Origin of the sequence: Legionella maceachernii (genome assembly GCF_900167045.1) — a bacterium.
Taxonomy (GTDB): Bacteria; Pseudomonadota; Gammaproteobacteria; order Legionellales; family Legionellaceae; genus Tatlockia; species Tatlockia maceachernii.
Window position 1 is genome coordinate 188,172 of sequence record NZ_FUXJ01000003.1, and the last position, 16,981, is coordinate 205,152.

The window sequence follows — 16,981 nt, forward strand, 5'->3', positions numbered from 1 at the left end:
GATCTTAAATTTGAAAAGTCTTTGTTCAGAATCCTCTTTGAGACTAACGCTATATACCCGTGATCCTTCAAAACGCTATGTTTGGTCTATTGCTTTTTCCGCCTGGCCAAAAAAAATCAAGTTGCCCAAAACATAGCATTTTGAAGGATCACGGGTATATCTCGAAAATTTTGCTCAATTTGCATCCTCAAAGTATACAGGGCAACAATAGTTCTTGTGCCTTCATTATCGAGTGACTGCCTTATTTAATTATTAAATGGAGCACTTAGTTGTAGGCACATCGTTAGAATATGGCTTTTTACTAGGTCTTGGATTAAAAAGTGAAAGATCTCTCAAAGGAGAATGAGCAGTTGGCATTGATGCCGGGTTACCCTCAGTTAAGTCTCGCTTACGTTTCCGGTTATTTGGAGGTAACGCATTTTCGGTTCCTTGTGTCGTTCTGGGAAGAAGTGTCGGTGAGGTAGAGAGGGGTTGTCTATCATTTTCCAAAAACAAGGAGGATTTAACGCCTGTAATGGTTAATTTCATAGGCGTCGATTGGTCGATTTGGAGGCCTAATTGAGTGTATAGATTACTTTTGATCCAGTTAATGGCCTGAAGAGAACTAAATTGTTTAAATAAAGTAACGATTTTAGATTTGCCATTGCAATTGAAAAGATAAGTTCCCTCTTTATCCCTAAACATACCGATAGTATGACTTTTTTCTTTATTATAAGCACTGATACGGATCATCTCGTATTCTGCCATAACCTTGGTAAGAATATTTTGCCACTTGCGTGCAGTAAAGCCCTCTCCGTCTGGATCAAACCAGGTTATTATTGTAGGCACACCTAGAATGACATCAATGCTTTCTTGGTTGGTGTTTGGATAATATTCCCATGGGTGTTGGGCCTTATCTATTTCAGTATAAAATTCTTCTATTTTTTCGCTATTCATCGCGGTTGTTTCGAGCCCTCTAACAACCTCATTGTAAAGATTAAAAAACTCCTTTTGTTGATTTCTAGCTGCATACTTTAACCAGGTCAAAGTTAAACCATGGCACCAGCCCTCTTCCTTAACCTGAGGCAGTTGGACTCTCTCTCGATGCCAGTTATATTGCTGCATAAATACGCTTTGCGAGACATTGAGCGGGCTTAATAGGGACTCCGCTAATTCCTCTACTTCCTGAATCGTCGGATACATTGGATTGAAAATGGCACTCGCACCAAATGGATCCTCTATTGTATTGGCGAGTAAAAGACTGCCTAAAGTTTTTTTGCCCATGGTACACCTGCTGAATTAATAGCGATAAAACAGGTGATTATATCTTAAAAAATAAGATTCTTATCCAAATGAAATGAGAAGTGAAATGATTTATCTCGAAAGCAAATTAGAATAAATCGAAGTGTCTAGCTTTGTAGAAACTGTTCAAAATCTCCGAGCCAGCGTTTGGCAATGGTACGGGCCAGCTCAGGATTTTGCAGCACTAATTCTTTTGCTAAGGAAGCCACTAAAGGCAAGAGTTTCTGATCGCGTTGTAAGTTAGCAATTTTAAATTGACGATAACCTGTCTGTCGGGTGCCTAAAATTTCTCCTGCCCCTCGAAGCTGCAAATCTTTTTCTGCGATGACAAAACCATCCGTAGTAGCGCGCATGACACGTAACCGCTCTGCACCTAGTTGTGATAGCGGGGATTGATAAAGCAATAGACAATGAGATTGAGTGCTTCCCCGTCCAACTCGACCGCGTAATTGATGGAGTTGCGATAATCCTAAACGTTCCGCATTCTCAACAATCATCAAACTCGCATTCGGAACATCAACACCAACCTCGATGACCGTAGTGGCAACGAGCAAATCAATTTCACCTTGTTTGAAAGCAGCCATGGTCGCTTCTTTTTCCATGGCTTTCATACGCCCATGCACTAAACTGACTCGCACCTGAGGTAATTGTTCTTGTAAAGTTGTGGCCGTTGCAGTTGCCGCCATGCATTGTAATTTTTCAGATTCTTCAATCAAAGTGCATATCCAATAAGCTTGTCGTCCACTGGCGATAGCAGTCCGCAAACGATCAATAATGGACTCTCTTTTTTCTTGATTGATGACGGCAGTAGTGACTGCAGTGCGTCCGGGTGGCAATTCATCAATGATAGACAGATCCAAATGAGCAAACTGAGTCATGGCGAGCGTCCTTGGAATAGGGGTGGCTGTCATGAGTAATTGGTGAGGGAGAAGCTCGGCTTGCTGGCCCTTTTGTTGAAGGAGTAAGCGTTGCTCGACCCCAAAGCGGTGTTGTTCATCAATGATCACTAAACCCAGCTTTGCGAAAGAAACGTCTTCTTGAAAAAGCGCATGTGTGCCAACAAGTAACTGACATTCTTGATTCGCGAGCTGGGCCAATGTTTCACGTCGTTCACTGGATTTCATTTTCCCATTGAGTCGTCGACAATGAAGACCCAGTGGCGCAAACCAAGCTTGTAAATTGGCTGCATGTTGCTCGCTAAGTAATTCGGTAGGCGCCATGAAAGCAACTTGGTACCCATTGGCAATGGCTTGCAAAGCAGAAAGGGCGGCAACAACTGTTTTTCCAGAACCGACATCACCTTGCACTAAGCGCAGCATGGGTTTAGTTTGTGCTAAATCCTCAGCAATTTCATCAACAACCCGCTGCTGTGCAGCGGTTAAGTGAAAAGGCAGTTGCTTCAGAAAGCGTTCGCGTAAATTGCAATCGAGGGAAATCATCGGGGCACTGAGATGGCTTCGATGAAGTCTGGCAAATTGCATGCTTAAGCGTTGGCCTAATAATTCATCAAAGACAAGCCGTTGCAAAGCAGGATGGGAGCCATCTTCCAAAGCCTGTAAAGCAATATCCGGGGGTGGGTTATGTAGCAATTCTAAAGCAGCTGCTAATGGGTAAAAATGATGTTTTTCTAAGCGTTCTGGAGTCATCCATTCTAAGTCGTGTAGCTGAGCTTGATAATTGGCTAAAGCCAATTTGACTAATTGGCGTAATCGAGTTTGAGTTAAGCCTTGCGTGGTCGGATAAATAGGGGTTAGTGTCTCTGCTACCGTGTAATTTTCTTCATCCGCAAATAACTGATATTCGGGATGGATCATTTCCAACGCGTTTGCAAATTCACGCACTTCGCCAAAAGCGCTAATTCGGCTGCTTTCATTGAGGGCTTTGATTTGTTGCTTGTTAAAATGAAAAAAACGCAATTTCAAAACGCCTGTTTTATCCTCCACATAACAGTAAAGCATCATGCGCTTACCGTATTTAATTTCGGTTTTACATACCCTACCTGCAATAACACACCAATCATTAGGGCGTAAATCACAAATCGGTGTAATCCGCGTCCTGTCTTGATAACGGTAGGGCAGATGAAACAAGAGATCGGCTATCGAATTTATTCCGCATTTGCTCAGTTTATCACTGAGGGTAGGACCGACACCCGGTAGTGTTTCACACGATTGTTGAAGCACGATTCTTAAATTTAAGAGAAAAAAACTGATAATAGCAGGAAAATAAGTTAGAGTTGATAGAAACTTAGCGATTAGGTGATTTCAGTGAGAAAAAGCTTCATTAAAACGGGAAGCAAAGGCATGAATAACCGTACCGTTACTTTTACCGCCGGATTAATCTTGGTATGGATTATTGGTTATTTGCTAATTATTGGCCGCAATTTATTGATTCCAATTGTTATCGCTATTTTTATTTGGCATTTGCTGAATACTGTTAGGGAAGGCGTACGACGTATTCCTTTCATTGGTGCACGATTACCTTACTGGTTAAGTATGTTCTTGGCCTTAGCCATCGTTGCTCTTCTTATTAAAATTTTGATTGACATTATTTCTAACAATGTCAGTGAAGTCATTGCTGCAACACCGCGTTACCAAGAGCATTTAAACAAAATTTATAATGTCATTGATCAGCGTTTCCATATTAAAGCATTAGTCTCTGTGGATCAGGTGCTTAAGAGCCTAAGTGTGCAGAGCATGATAATGAATATTTACGCCGTTTTTAGCACCATCACTAGTTCGGCAGTGTTAATTACGCTGTATGTCGGTTTTTTATTTGTAGAGCAGCATTTTTTCAAGGAAAAACTTAACGCCCTTTTTCCTCATAAAGAGCATCGTGATCTCGTGAATAATATTATGAGCCACATCATTAACGACACGCAAATTTACCTGGGTTTGAAAACACTGATGAGTCTTTTTACAGCAACATCCAGTTGGATCATCATGAGAGCCGTGGGTTTGGATTTTGCGGAATTTTGGGGATTATTGATCTTTTTTCTTAATTTTATCCCTAATATTGGTGCCATCATTGCAACAGCCTTTCCTGCCTTGCTTGCACTGATTCAATTTGAAAGTTGGTGGCCATTTATTATTGTCACTTCTGGGATTGTAGCCATTCAATTTGTAGTGGGTAATTTGGTGGAGCCGCGGTTCTTAGGAAAATCCTTAAATTTAAGCGCGCTGGTGATTTTATTTTCTTTAGCATTATGGGGAGCAATCTGGGGTATTTTGGGGATGTTTCTCTCCGTTCCGATCACCGTTATGATGATGATTGTTTTTGCGCATTTTGAGTCGACTAGACCGTTGGCAATTCTTTTATCCCAAGACGGACAAATTAAAAAAGCTTACGAAGCGATAGGGAATAATTGATGCAAAAACCAAATCATTTGATTAACGAACCCAGCCCCTATTTACAGCAACATGCCCATAATCCCGTAAATTGGTACCCCTGGAGTAAAGAGGCCTTAGAGAAAGCCCAAAAAGAAAAGAAACCTATTCTTCTTTCCATTGGCTATGCTGCTTGTCATTGGTGTCATGTCATGGCGCATGAATCGTTTGAAGATAGGGAAACAGCAGAACTAATGAATAAGCTGTTCGTTAACATTAAAGTGGATAAGGAAGAACGCCCTGATTTAGACAAAATCTATCAAACTGCGCATTATTTTTTGAGCCAACAAAGTGGGGGTTGGCCATTGACTGTTTTTCTGACGCCTGATCTAACTCCCTTTTTTAGCGGTACTTATTTTCCACTAAAAGAACATCATCAATTACCGTCTTTTAAACGAATTTTACAGCTTATTGCGGATCTTTATCAGGATAAACCCAATGAAATCAAGCAGCAAAACCAAGAATTAAGGCGTATTTTGCAACAGCAACAATCGACCAGTTCGGATGTTCATTTAAATGAAAAACCGCTGGCGATTGGTTTTGATTATTTGCGAGAGAATTTCGATGAGGAATATGGCGGATTTGGAGGTGCGCCTAAATTTCCTCAAGCCAGTAAATTGGAGTACTTGTTACGCCATAAGTCACCCATGGCGTTTTCTACCTTAATGCACATGGCTCAGGGCGGGATTTATGATCAGTTGGCTGGCGGGTTTTATCGCTATTCAGTGGACCAAAAATGGCGAATCCCACATTTCGAAAAAATGCTTTACGATAATGGCCAATTGCTATCGCTTTACGCGCTAGCGAGTAAGCAATATGATGATCTTTTTTTTAAGGAAATTGTTCGTGAAACATCGGAATGGGTTTTGGAGCAGTTACAAGATCATGAAGGAGGTTTTTTTGCCAGTTTTGATGCCGATTCGGAAGGTGAAGAGGGTAAATTTTATCGCTGGGATGAGAAAGAAATTCAACGATTATTAACACCGCAGGAACAAGCTGTGGTAAGGCTTCATTTTGGATTAAATAAGCCTCCTAATTTTGAGGGATATTGGCATTTTTATGTGGCGTCTTCTTTAGAAGAAACTGCAAAATTACTAGCGATTAGTCTAGAGGAGGCCACAGCTCGATTGCTTAGCGCAAAAAGAAAACTTCTACAGGCGCGCAACCAGCGAACTCCCCCTTTTCGCGATGAGAAAATTTTAACGTCTTGGAATAGTTTAATGATTAAGGGGTTATTATTGGCAGGGCGCCTTTTAGACGAGGAACGCTTTATTGCGTCTGCCCAGCAATCACTCCGTTTTGTTAGACAAAAAATGTGGAAAAATGGCTATTTACTGGCGAGCTATAAAGAAGGAAAAGCTTATCTGTCGGCGTATTTAGATGATTATGCTTTTTTACTGGACGCGCTCATTACTGCACTTCAGTTCAATTGGGATTCGGAGCAATTGCAGTTTGCCATCGCCCTTGCCGATCGCGTGTTGGACTCTTTTGCGGATCAGCCTAACGGTGGATTCTTTTTTACCCCGGAAAACCATGAAGCTCTACTTTATCGGCCCAAAACCATGATGGATGATGCTACTCCTGCGGGTAATGGGGTTTTTGTTCGCGTACTCCTTGTGTTAGGGCATTTATTGGGTGAGACACGCTATTTAAATGCAGCGGAAAAAACACTGAAAGCGGCATGGCCCTTTTTAATGCGCTATCCTGGCGAACACTGTACCCTGTTATTAGGATTGAACGATTTCTTAAAGCCTCCAGAAATTATCGTTATTCGAGGCGATCGAAATGAAATGAAAGCTTGGCAGGATGAGGTGCAAGCAATCAACAATTATAGCTTTGCCATTCCAGCAGAAGTCACTGATCTTCCTCAAGCACTCGCGCTAAAAAATGTACAAGGGTCGTGTTGTGCGTATGTTTGTCGGGGAACCCAATGCGAAGCAGTGATCACAAATCGAAACCAATTGAAGACCAAGATAAACAATTAGCTGTGCTAAACTTTGAGAAAATAGGCTTAAAGGATTTCTCTGTGAAGACGATATTAATTACCGGTTCAAACCGTGGTTTAGGACTCGAGTTCGCAAAGCAGCTAGCGGTGCAAGGTGACAATGTGATTGCTACCTGCCGCCAACCGCATCGAGCAGAGGTATTGCAGGAATTAGCTAAAAAGAATGAGAATTTTTCCATCATTACATTAGATGTCAGCGATGACCAAAGCATTGCCAGATTAATGACCATGCTCGGCGATACTCCTATCGATTGGCTCATTAATAATGCAGGGATTATCGGCGAGCAAGGGGTCACTGTCGGTAACATCGCCAGAGATAATTTTTTGAATGTGATGAATGTCAATTGTTTAAGCGCACTGAAAATCAGTGAGGCATTATTACCTAATCTCCAAATAGGGACAGATAAGTTAATTATTTGTATGAGCTCCCGCTTAGGAACAATCTCTGAGAATCAAAGGGGCCGTGCTTATGCCTATCGTGCAAGTAAAGCTGCTTTGAATTGTGTCATGCATTCTTTTGCCGTCGATGTGGCCGATTTAGGCGTTAAGGTATTGCTTCTTCATCCGGGTTGGGTAAAAACGGATTTAGGAGGCCCACAAGCGGAGATCGATGCACCCACCAGTGTCGCTTCCATGCTCAACGTGATTGAAACGCAGAAGGCAAATGCTCATGCTGATGTGCTCCACACTTATGAAGGTAAAACCGTTGATTGGTAAACAAGAGTTTTGGCTTTTTTGCTATTTATAGAATCTGAAGGATAAATCTATAGAATGACTAAGCCACAGCCCTAAGCTAAATATCAGAGCTGTAGCTTAATAGTAACCCAATTCAACTTGTTACATGTACCGGGGAAGTGGTTAAATTAAATTCTCTATCCCGAGTATCTTGAACAGTTACTTTTGGTTTAGAGTCAAAGAATCCCAATCCATAAGCGCCCCCGAACGTGACTGCCGCACCTACAGCAATCACCCATGGCTGTACTAAAAGACAACCCACAATCGTCATTGCAATGCCACCTAACAAGGCTATGCCGGCTAGTGCTTTCAGCATAAAAGAAGGTCTAATTTCTTTGGATGAGGGTGATGATGAAATAGCCGGATTTTGGTTTAGCATCAAGGGACTTTGCAAGAGCGGTGCTGAACCACTAATGGGCGAGGTAGTGCAGCTTGAATTTTGGGCATCATAGTGTGCAGCTAAGAAAGCACTTGAACGTCTTACTTGCTCTTCTACGGCTTTCCGAGCCGCTTCCGCTCTTCGAAGCTCTTCTTCACCATTTTCTTCTATTTTCTTACAAGCAGTTTTAGCAGTCTTCATGGGTTGAATAAATAGCTTATCAATTGTGTGTTCTAGTGTATCGCCAGAACTTTGCGCTTTTTCCCTCAATCTTTGAGAAAGATTTTCATTAGACAACACTAACTTGATTACTTCGCTAGTGAGCGCTTCGTCGGTGAGTGTGTCATTAAAATATTGCTCCTGTAATTTGTTTAGAGCCTTCGAAGTTTTCACCGGTTGAATAAAACGCTTAACAATCGCATTTTCTAAGGTATCGCCAGATTTTTGCGCTTGTTCCCTTAATGTTTTAGAAAGGTTTTCATCAGACAACACTAACTCGATTACTTCGCTAGTGAACTCCTCGTCAGTGAGCGTATCCTTTAAATATTGGTCCTCTAATTGCTTAATCGCATCCATTGAATCTTTTGATGTGTCAGTATATGGCATAAATATCACCTAAAATTGTGGATTAATTTCTTGAGTAATTGATTGGGGTGGGCACAACCGTCATTTAATTTCATATTGAATACATACACTGTGACCTCTCATTTTGTTTAAAATTTAATCTTATCAGAGGGTTCTATGAAAAAAACATACGGGAAAATCACGGAGTAATATGGCTCAACGTAAAAATTAGATGCTATGTAAGGGAATATTTAAACCCTAATTGCAAATCGCAGGGGTAGGTTAATCAGCAGCTAGATAACCAGCTAAAATAATACGCTTTCAGCAAACGTTGTGTTTGAAGATAGTAAGGAAAACAGTACCGCTGATCGATAATGAACTGCGGCGAATAGAGGCCTTAGGGTAATCATTTCGCTACCAAACCTTTGATAAATGCATTAAAAGCTTTGAAGTTAGGGTGATATTCAATTTTGTTTTTGCATTAGTAATATGCGTTTCTACGGTTCTATGCGATATTTCCAGCTGATTGCCGATAGTTTTATAACCATGGCCACGACTTAAATAATAAAGACATTGGATTTCGCGAGGCGTTAAACGATTTAATAGAGCCATGGGAAATATTTTTCTTAACTTAAGTTGTCTGAAAAATTCGTCAAAATGAAAAAGTCGGCCGTCCTGTTCAGATGTAACGGGAACAATAGGGGCCAAATGGGGAGGTAAAATCAAGTGGTTTTCCTCATTATCTTTAAATAAGGGATCCATTTTTTCAGAAAAATCAGTTACAAAAAACATCAAGTCTTTCATATGATTTAAGTAACGATTAATAACAGGATTATCACCTGGGGCAGAACAAAATACAGCTACTTCAACGTACTCTAAAGTTTGATTAACTAAATAGAGAGGATTATCGCTATTTAAAATTAATATGGATTGCTTTAAAAGCGTATTGTAATTTTTTTCATTACAAATTTTTGTTAAATAAAAGAAGGATTGATATTGCCAATAGGGAGTGGGAATAGGAGCCATCGGTGGCGAGTTTAATTCTAAATAAAGCTGTGCGAATAAGGGTTCACTATGCAATGCTAAAAGACTTTTATCGGGATAAATTCGCGCATAATTAAAGGTTGTCAGTTGGTATTCTTTTAAAAAAGGCTTACAAAATGTTTTTACATGCTCTGAGGTTGAAACAGAAAACTCATTATTTACGTGCATATTACCTCCCAACATCGAAGTATATTTTATTAACCTTAAGAGAGTATTAAAATTTCAATAATAACCGCTACACTTCGCTTTAATCGCAACCATAACAGGAAGACAGAGGTTCGAGAACGATTGGACTCGCGGTGGATTAGAAGGGCAATTTAAGAATCCAAGCCTCGCGCTTTAGAGGCTTGAATTTTTTCTGGTACTTTTTATTGGCATGCGCCTCTTAAGTCGATGTCCCAAACATCCACAACGATACCCTTGCTTACAAGGTAAAATTTATCGTGCAAGTTAATCGTAGGATCACAATGTGGCACAATGAGCTCGAGGACCTCTTTATTGGTCGGTAATTGCCCATTGTCCACAGTCATTATTTTTCCATGTTCGTCGCCGAAACCGCCCCAATCATAGATGAGGTTAGGATGGCTAATAATTTGAGGTTTGAGATGCAGATCGATATAAATGGCTTTAGTTCCTGCATCAACAGTGACATGTTCACTGTGATTGCTGGATATTACTGTGGTCAGTAACGTCATTGCGTGATGAAAATGATTGAAGCGTGATGGGTGGGTTTTTGAGCCAATGGAGGCGTATTCGACATCCATCACTGTATAAGAACCGGGTTGAATTTCAGTGAGTTCTGTTGCAGCAACATCAATGTCATAAGTACCCGTTCCGGAGCCAGTAAGAATTTCACAAGAGAGATGGTCATTGCGAAAATCTTTAACAATCTCGCTGGCAAGTTGCATGATCTGTAATGATCGTTCCTTACGCTCCTCATAGGAAAAAATATGCTGTAAATTGCCTGCATAACATTGGATACCTTTGAGGCTGAGCCACGGCGCGCGAGCAATGTGGCGACCTAAATCCAAAGCAAGATGCGGTTTAACGCCGGTCCTACCAATCCCAGCATCCACATCGACTAGTACGTTGATTTTTTGCTGAATTGAAGCGCCTGCATTATTGAGATCGCTTAAGTTTTGCGGATTGTCTAAAACCACAAGCGTATCAGGTGCCTTTTTTAGACAACGAAGCAAGCGAGCAATCTTGTATTGGCTTACCACTGGAGAGGTGATTAAAATCCCTCTTAATCCTTTGTCAATAAGCGCTTCAGCTTCTGAAACTTTTGCCACACTAAGGCCAATTGCCCCATGCTCAAGCTGCAATTTAGCTAATTCACTGCATTTATGAGTTTTACAGTGCGGTCTTATGTTAATCTTGTGTTTGATTCCATGCTGCTGCATTTGTTGTAAATTAAAGAGAAGCTTGTCGCGATCAATAACGAGGCAAGGGGTATCCAGTTCTGTTTTAGGCCGCCCGACGAATTGTTTTGTCATGGTGTTTAGAGGGGAACTTAATGCTTGAAGGAATAATAAAGATACCTGATAAGAAATGTCAAAAAAAGGCCTTGATTTAAAAAAATCAAAGCCTTATGTCAACAGGTACTACTCGGTTTCAGGATAGATCACTGAATTTTTATGTTCAGCGTACCAAATTTCTTCTTCACTTAATTCAGTCTCTATCAGTTCAATAGGCGTGCCACATTCAGCGATCATAGCCACTTTGAAACCAGGAAAGGGTTCATAAGGTCCTAAAATGACTTCCTTTCCGGCAATGGCCGCAGCGATATTGTCTACTTTAAAGGCAACATGCGTTTTGGTTTTAATCAAAGGATGCAATGGGCAATCGGCTTCAAAGCGGTGATATTGCACTCTAAACTCACTGTTTTCGCCACCGCTCGTATACATTTTAAAAGTCGAACTATAGCGCTCTCCGGGTTGCGGTATTTCAGTGGGAATTCCTATGTGATGAAACGAATAATTTATTGTTTTGATAGTCATTACTTATCTCCTGTTTTCTTACTTAAATTATATTATTTAGGAGAAAAACGTGTAAATTGACTTAAAATTCATTCATTATGAACTATTAGTTCATAATAGTGGTTTGAGAATAATGTATAACTTGCGCCAAATTCATTGTTTTTTAAAAGTAGCTGAATTGGAGAGTTTTTCTCTCGCTGCAAATCTATTGCATTTAAGTCCCACGGCTGTCAGCAAACAAGTTAAGCATCTTGAAGAAATCATAGGAGAGCAGTTGTTTTTAAGAACGACTCGAACAGTGCGTTTAACGGAATTTGGCCAGTTATTTTATGAGCGATGCAAATTAGTGGAGGAACAAATAACTGCTGTCAGTCAATTGATTGAGTCGAATAAGGAGCAGCCACAAGGTGAATTAAAAGTTCTGGTATCAACGATCACTTCAAAAGAATGGGTGCTTGAGCATTTGCAGGATTTTATCGCGAAATACCCACTGCTTCATTTGGAGCTCATTTTTTCAGAACAAGATGAAGCGCTTTCCCGTCCAGACATTGACATTATGGTTGGTTTTCCTGTCATTCCGCCAGCCACGGAATCATTGAAGTATCGAAAAATGTTCAGTTGCAATAATATTCTCTGCGCATCCAAAGACTTCGTTAGCCGTTATGGCAAGCCACTGACTGCCGAGGATTTACCTCAGTTTAAAATTATTTCTCATAGCTTACGCAAACCCGCCCATTTTTTACCTTTAGCAGACGGTGGGCGCTTACGTTGTGCAAAGCCTATTATTTATATGAATGATTTTGATGCTCTTAATAAAGCTTGTTTAGCCGGCATCGGTTTATTTTTAACCGGGGATAGTTTAGTAAAAGAATGGTTGGATAAAGGGGATTTGATGCAGGTATTACCTCAATATCGCTTTCGTTATTATGAAATTTTTATGTTCTATCGTGCTTATGATTTTGAATTACCCAAAATAAGGGCTTTTCTTGATTTTTTCACTGAGCGTCTTCCGGGCTAGTCTTTTAGTGATGCAATAGAGGGATAAAAAAACGGGCGTAGGTTGAGTCTTGGCCGAACAGTTGTTTTGTTTCTGTAACAATATTGAAATCTTCTGCTCACAAAGCTTATCACTTCCATTGAATCTTTACCTATCCAGAACGCATCTCTCGGATAACACTAAGGGAGCAGGGATGCCTCAGAATACCAAGCTATGAATAGGATATGGAATTATCCTTCTCTACTTCCAAATCCATTTCTTGTTGCGCCTGTTTTAACAAGCGTTCACCTAGCTCTATAAGTTGTTTAAATCTTACTTTACATAGCGTTAACAAGCCCGCCAAATTTTCTTGTAATATCTGCGGATCTCCCCATTTCTTGGCGCTACCCCAGCCTCCTATGCGCTTAACCCGTCGATCGCCCGGAGCATTATTGTAATTAAATATGCCAAAATCATTGCCGAGTTCTTTCTCCTTGTGTAGAGGGAACCATGTGTCTTTACTATCCGTTACCCAACTATAAAATTCTAGCGTCCTGGGAAATTCAAGTTCAGTAAATGAGCGTTTTTTCGTTAATGCCAAATCGGTACGGCAGTATTCCTGGGCAATATGGGCAGGCACCTCACGCTGAGCCATACCCACCTGATGACACCAGTGATTTTCTCTCTGAGACCAATTCCAGTTGTTGTATTGTTCACAATAGGTGTTCAAACTACTAATCAGTGCTTGGGGATGGGTATGTCCGCGCATCGAAGTAATTTTTAAGAGAGGAGTAATAAAAGGTTTTATGTCTTCAGCAGTGTTTAATTGCGTAAGTGGTGCTAGCTGCTCTAAAGGAATGCTATCGCTCACTGCTTCGCCCGATAAACTAACCAGCGTGTAATGCAGAGAATCTTGTCCAATCTTGATATAAATTTTGCCTTTTTCAGGGACAAAGTTAGCTTCTTGTGGCATCAAACAAAACTCAGGGCCTATTAAGTCAAAGTGGGTTTCCCCTTTAACGTGCACAACCATGGGTTCACCGTTTTCACCCATTCTGGTAATCGTATAATCAAGCCCTTTACCCACTACCTCATCATATTGTTGCTTTAAACGGGTTCGTATGTCCGCTACCTCGACTTTAGTCAGCGTCATCACTTGGTTTCGTTGGTGTTCTGGAAGTGCCTCCCATTCTTCAGTCGTCAATGCGCGAGCATAAGCCTCATCTAAGGCTTTCAACATCCTCTCCCATAGATGCCAATCCCTTGCCCATAATGCATACTGGAAAGCAGAGATGTTTTTAAAGCACCTTCCTGAATAATCTTCAACATCGTTTTTGGCAGTTAAGCTGCGAATTAAGTGGGGGGACATCGCAAAGAAATTTACCACCTCCGCTTCTTTGCCTTGCGCAGTGAACAATAACAGTTTGCTGGCTAAATGCCGGGGTTGGGTTAAATGGTAAAAAAAGCGGTTTACTGAGACAAAATTGGCAAGCGGGGTGATTTCACTTGTGCTTTTCTCACCGGTTTCTTCATCGATACTGGGGAGTACATCGGCGGTAGGAATAAAATCAGCAATGCGTTCGGCCAGTCATGAACTGCCACAGGATTGCTTGGCGAGGCTTCAGCTGACTTCACTTCAGAGAGTCCAGTGCTGGATTGACAGGCAGCAAGAGTATTCTCTTTTTGAATGAGTGATTCGAGCTGAACTCTAGTGTTTCGGGTAGGGTGTTGTGTGGGCATCTTTAGGATATCCTGCTCTCATAAAAAGAGCATATTTTATACTTTATGGTTTTTATTTGTCAAAAAATCGCTTCTTGTGTGAACATGCGCATGACGTATTGTTGCCATCTAATACAGTTTACTGTTTGATTAGGATTTCAGAATCAAATTTAATCTGGGCTCATCACGAAGCGATAGTTAGGTGACTTATTACTTCAAATTTGCCCATACGGTATGCGCCTTGCTTTGCAACTGGCATCAAAAAAGCGCATAATAGCTGCTTTTTGACGAATTAAAAACGCCGCTATGAAACAAACTGTCGAACAATTACTCGCACAGGCTCTCGAAGTTCTCAAGAAGTCTTCTGTTGTACCACATGATCTTGATACTGATATTAAGGTAGAACGGGCTAAAGATAAAAGCCATGGTGATTTCGCTACAAACTTGGCCTTAATGTTAGCTAAACCCTGTCGTCAAGCGCCAAGACAACTGGCTGAATTAATCGTAAAACATTTACCCGCAAATCAAGCGGTCGAGCAAGTTGAAATAGCGGGTCCCGGCTTTATTAATTTTTTCATGCGTGATGAAACCCGCTCGCAAGTGATTGCTGAAGTACTTCAGCGCGGTGAACACTTTGGCCGTAGCAATTTAGGTCAAGGGCAGAAAATGATTTTAGAGTATGTCTCTGCGAACCCAACGGGCCCTTTACATGTGGGGCATGGCCGCGGGGCTGCTTTTGGGGCGACATTGGCAAATGTCTTGGCTGCTGCGGGTTTCAATGTCACCAGTGAATATTATGTGAATGACGCCGGTCGACAAATGAATATCCTCGCCGTCAGTGTTTGGCTTCGCTACTTAAGTTTAGCGGGTGAGGAAATCACTTTCCCGGCGAACGGTTATCGTGGTGATTATGTCTTAGACATTGCTCAACAAATTTTGGAGCAATATGAGCGCGAATACGTGCATTCTTGGGATATTATTCAAAAAGGACTACCTCTTGACGAACCGGATGGTGGCGATAAAGAACTTTACATCGATGCGATGATCGCACGCGCAAGAGAATTGATTAGTGAACAGGGCTTTAAGCTATTTCATCGGCATGCCTTGGACTCTGTCTTGGATGATATTAAAGAAGATTTAGCGGAATTCGGTGTGCATTATGATTATTGGTTTTCTGAGCAATCCTTATTAGATGGAGGCGCGATAGAGAAGGGTATCAAAGCACTGAAAGAGGCGGGGCATACTTATGAGAAAGAAGGCGCATTGTGGTTTCGTGCTACTGATTTTGGTGATGAAAAAGATCGCGTGCTGATGCGAGCAAACGGTCATACGACTTATTTTGCTTCGGATGTGGCTTATCATTGGAATAAATACGATCGTGGTTTTGCACGTGTTGTGGATATTTTTGGCGCTGATCATCATGGATATGTCACTCGAGTAAGAGCAGCAGTCAGAGCATTAGGCCACGATGATAATGCGCTAGATGTGGTCTTGGTGCAATTTGCCATCCTTTATCGCGGTGGAGAACGAGTACAAATGTCAACCCGTAGCGGTTCCTTTGTCACCCTTCGTGAACTGCGTGAAGAAGTAGGGAATGATGCTGCTCGCTTCTTCTATATTCTGCGTAAACCCGAACAACACATGGATTTTGATTTGGATTTAGCGAAATCAGAATCGAATGATAACCCTGTTTACTACATTCAATATGCCCATGCGCGTATAAGCTCAGTTTTACGCCAATTGCATGAGCGGGGTTTAAGTTGGGATGAAGCAAAAGGTCTTGAGAGCCTTGATTTATTGGTTGAGCCCCATGAGGTGGCTTTAATTTCGTTAATTAGCCGCTACCCAGAAGTTATTGAAGCTTCGGCCAAAGCGTGCGAGCCTCATCAACTTGCTTATTATTTACGTGAATTAGCGACTGGCTTGCACAGTTATTACAATGCAGTACAATTGCTGTGCGAGCAAGAGATGCTAAGATCAGCCCGGTTATGTTTATTAAAAGCCGTACGTCAAGTACTGAGAAACGGTTTACAACTAATTGGAGTATCGACTCCTGAGAGTATGTGATGGCAAGGGATTACGGAAGAAGAAGGCCAGTAAGACAAAAAAGCAGTGCTCCAAAACAATTATTTTGGATGCTTGCTTCTTTTCTAAGCGGTTATCTCGCTGCAACCGTCTTTGATTTTACCAGCTTAAGCAGCTGGGTAAGAACAAATATATTGGCTCATACCAATGAAAAGCCGGCGGTTAAAGTAGCCGCTAAAGAGCCCCAAGTGCCCAAACCAAAATTTGAGTTTTATACTCTCTTAGCCAAGGACGGAAGTACTCCGAACCCAGCACCGAGAGCAGTTGTACCTGCACAACCCAAACCTGTAACACAATCAGCCCCAGCAATCGGTAATGCTCCCATAACACCCATTAAACAGGTAGGAGTTCCTTCTAAACAGCCTGGAGCGGTAGCTGTGGTGGAAAGTAAACCGGTTGCCTCTGCAAGTGCCAGCAAAGACTCTTATCAAATTCAAATTGCCTCATTTAAAAAAAGGCAAGATGCCGAACACATGAAAGCCGCGCTGACTTTAAAGGGTTTTGATATCAGTGTTGTTCCTGTCTCACAACCTCAAGGCACTTGGTTCAGAGTGATTGTCGGCCCCTTTGGTTCGCGCACAGCGGCTGAAAAGGCACAGCTCACTTTGGCACAAAGTGAACATATTAAGGGAATGATTCGTAAGATGGACGCTTGAGAAGCTTGAGAGCCGCTGCTTCGCAGTTCTTGTCCAGTGATAGCTACATGATGCAGACCGTGAGGAAGTATGAGGTGCTCAATTTGTTTTCGAGGCCCCGCTGTGGGGCGCACATCGGGTTGATTAACGTCCTGAATTTTGTCTTAGCAACTAAGCTATGAGATGAATTTCCCAG

14 protein-coding genes are annotated in these 16,981 nt (G+C 41.5%); 6 read left to right on the top strand and 8 right to left on the bottom strand.

All coding sequences use genetic code 11. The features are described from left to right. Nucleotides 1–252: 252 nt before the first annotated feature. Together B5D33_RS02555 and recG are read right to left on the bottom strand one after the other, a co-directional pair. Nucleotides 253–1,263, bottom strand: a complete 1,011-nt coding sequence (locus tag B5D33_RS02555) for a hypothetical protein (RefSeq protein ID WP_058452763.1) — start codon at nt 1,261–1,263, stop codon at nt 253–255. A gap of 125 nt (nt 1,264–1,388) precedes the next feature. Beyond that, nucleotides 1,389–3,461 (bottom strand): ATP-dependent DNA helicase RecG, encoded by a 2,073-nt coding sequence (gene recG, locus B5D33_RS02560; RefSeq protein WP_058452764.1) that lies wholly within the window; start codon nt 3,459–3,461, stop codon nt 1,389–1,391. Nucleotides 3,462–3,581: 120 nt separating this feature from the next. On the opposite strand from recG, the gene B5D33_RS02565 reads away from it, so the two are divergent. Genes B5D33_RS02565 through B5D33_RS02575 form a run of 3 tightly spaced genes read left to right on the top strand, consistent with a single transcriptional unit; the run spans nt 3,582 to nt 7,386 of the window. Then, complete coding sequence (locus B5D33_RS02565) at nt 3,582–4,646, top strand: AI-2E family transporter (RefSeq protein ID WP_058452790.1); 1,065 nt, start codon at nt 3,582–3,584, stop codon at nt 4,644–4,646. Then, nucleotides 4,646–6,649, top strand: coding sequence for a thioredoxin domain-containing protein (locus B5D33_RS02570; RefSeq protein ID WP_058452765.1), 2,004 nt, complete (start codon nt 4,646–4,648; stop codon nt 6,647–6,649). Before B5D33_RS02565 ends, B5D33_RS02570 begins: the two co-directional genes overlap by 1 nt. 41 nt (nt 6,650–6,690) lie before the next feature. Then, nucleotides 6,691–7,386, top strand: a complete 696-nt coding sequence (locus B5D33_RS02575; RefSeq protein WP_065240022.1) for an SDR family oxidoreductase — start codon at nt 6,691–6,693, stop codon at nt 7,384–7,386. Between the two features lie 112 nt (nt 7,387–7,498). On the opposite strand, the gene B5D33_RS02580 is transcribed toward B5D33_RS02575, so the two are convergent. From B5D33_RS02580 to B5D33_RS02595, 4 genes are all read right to left on the bottom strand, one after another. Beyond that, nucleotides 7,499–8,389, bottom strand: a complete 891-nt coding sequence (locus B5D33_RS02580; protein ID WP_058452767.1) for a hypothetical protein — start codon at nt 8,387–8,389, stop codon at nt 7,499–7,501. Nucleotides 8,390–8,761: 372 nt separating this feature from the next. Continuing rightward, nucleotides 8,762–9,559, bottom strand: a complete 798-nt coding sequence (locus B5D33_RS02585; RefSeq protein WP_058452768.1) for a helix-turn-helix transcriptional regulator — start codon at nt 9,557–9,559, stop codon at nt 8,762–8,764. 200 nt (nt 9,560–9,759) lie between these two features. After that, nucleotides 9,760–10,887 (bottom strand): DSD1 family PLP-dependent enzyme, encoded by a 1,128-nt coding sequence (locus B5D33_RS02590; protein ID WP_058452769.1) that lies wholly within the window; start codon nt 10,885–10,887, stop codon nt 9,760–9,762. A gap of 108 nt (nt 10,888–10,995) precedes the next feature. After that, complete coding sequence (locus B5D33_RS02595; protein WP_058452770.1) at nt 10,996–11,391, bottom strand: VOC family protein; 396 nt, start codon at nt 11,389–11,391, stop codon at nt 10,996–10,998. Nucleotides 11,392–11,503: 112 nt separating this feature from the next. On the opposite strand from B5D33_RS02595, the gene B5D33_RS02600 reads away from it, so the two are divergent. Then, a complete protein-coding gene (locus B5D33_RS02600) occupies nt 11,504–12,388 on the top strand; it encodes a LysR family transcriptional regulator (RefSeq protein ID WP_058452771.1) in 885 nt (294 codons plus the stop codon). 190 nt (nt 12,389–12,578) lie between these two features. On the opposite strand, the gene B5D33_RS02605 is transcribed toward B5D33_RS02600, so the two are convergent. Both B5D33_RS02605 and B5D33_RS02610 read right to left on the bottom strand, forming a co-directional pair. Then, nucleotides 12,579–13,763, bottom strand: coding sequence for a hypothetical protein (locus B5D33_RS02605; RefSeq protein WP_078767312.1), 1,185 nt, complete (start codon nt 13,761–13,763; stop codon nt 12,579–12,581). A 53-nt stretch (nt 13,764–13,816) separates the two neighbouring features. Continuing rightward, entirely contained in the window at nt 13,817–14,086 is a 270-nt protein-coding gene (locus B5D33_RS02610; RefSeq protein WP_078767313.1) for a hypothetical protein, read from the bottom strand. Nucleotides 14,087–14,371: 285 nt separating this feature from the next. Between B5D33_RS02610 and argS the strand changes: the two genes are divergently transcribed. Together argS and B5D33_RS02620 are read left to right on the top strand one after the other, a co-directional pair. After that, on the top strand, nt 14,372–16,132 hold the full coding sequence (argS, locus tag B5D33_RS02615; RefSeq protein WP_058453245.1) for an arginine--tRNA ligase: 1,761 nt from the start codon (nt 14,372–14,374) through the stop codon (nt 16,130–16,132). After that, nucleotides 16,132–16,806: an SPOR domain-containing protein gene (locus B5D33_RS02620; RefSeq protein ID WP_058453246.1), complete on the top strand. Its 675-nt coding sequence runs from the start codon at nt 16,132–16,134 to the stop codon at nt 16,804–16,806. The genes argS and B5D33_RS02620 overlap by 1 nt, the downstream gene beginning before the upstream one ends. Nucleotides 16,807–16,981: the final 175 nt, after the last annotated feature.

Bases quoted from the DNA above. Each gene is read 5' to 3' on its own strand.
- B5D33_RS02555 (WP_058452763.1), bottom strand. From the start codon at position 1,263: ATGGGCAAAAAAACTTTAGGCAGTCTTTTACTCGCCAATACAATAGAG.
- B5D33_RS02565 (WP_058452790.1), top strand. From the start codon at position 3,582: ATGAATAACCGTACCGTTACTTTTACCGCCGGATTAATCTTGGTATGG.
- B5D33_RS02570 (WP_058452765.1), top strand. From the start codon at position 4,646: ATGCAAAAACCAAATCATTTGATTAACGAACCCAGCCCCTATTTACAG.
- B5D33_RS02580 (WP_058452767.1), bottom strand. From the start codon at position 8,389: ATGCCATATACTGACACATCAAAAGATTCAATGGATGCGATTAAGCAA.
- B5D33_RS02585 (WP_058452768.1), bottom strand. From the start codon at position 9,559: ATGCACGTAAATAATGAGTTTTCTGTTTCAACCTCAGAGCATGTAAAA.
- B5D33_RS02590 (WP_058452769.1), bottom strand. From the start codon at position 10,887: ATGACAAAACAATTCGTCGGGCGGCCTAAAACAGAACTGGATACCCCT.
- B5D33_RS02595 (WP_058452770.1), bottom strand. From the start codon at position 11,391: ATGACTATCAAAACAATAAATTATTCGTTTCATCACATAGGAATTCCC.
- B5D33_RS02600 (WP_058452771.1), top strand. From the start codon at position 11,504: ATGTATAACTTGCGCCAAATTCATTGTTTTTTAAAAGTAGCTGAATTG.
- B5D33_RS02610 (WP_078767313.1), bottom strand. From the start codon at position 14,086: ATGCCCACACAACACCCTACCCGAAACACTAGAGTTCAGCTCGAATCA.
- argS (WP_058453245.1), top strand. From the start codon at position 14,372: ATGAAACAAACTGTCGAACAATTACTCGCACAGGCTCTCGAAGTTCTC.
- B5D33_RS02620 (WP_058453246.1), top strand. From the start codon at position 16,132: ATGGCAAGGGATTACGGAAGAAGAAGGCCAGTAAGACAAAAAAGCAGT.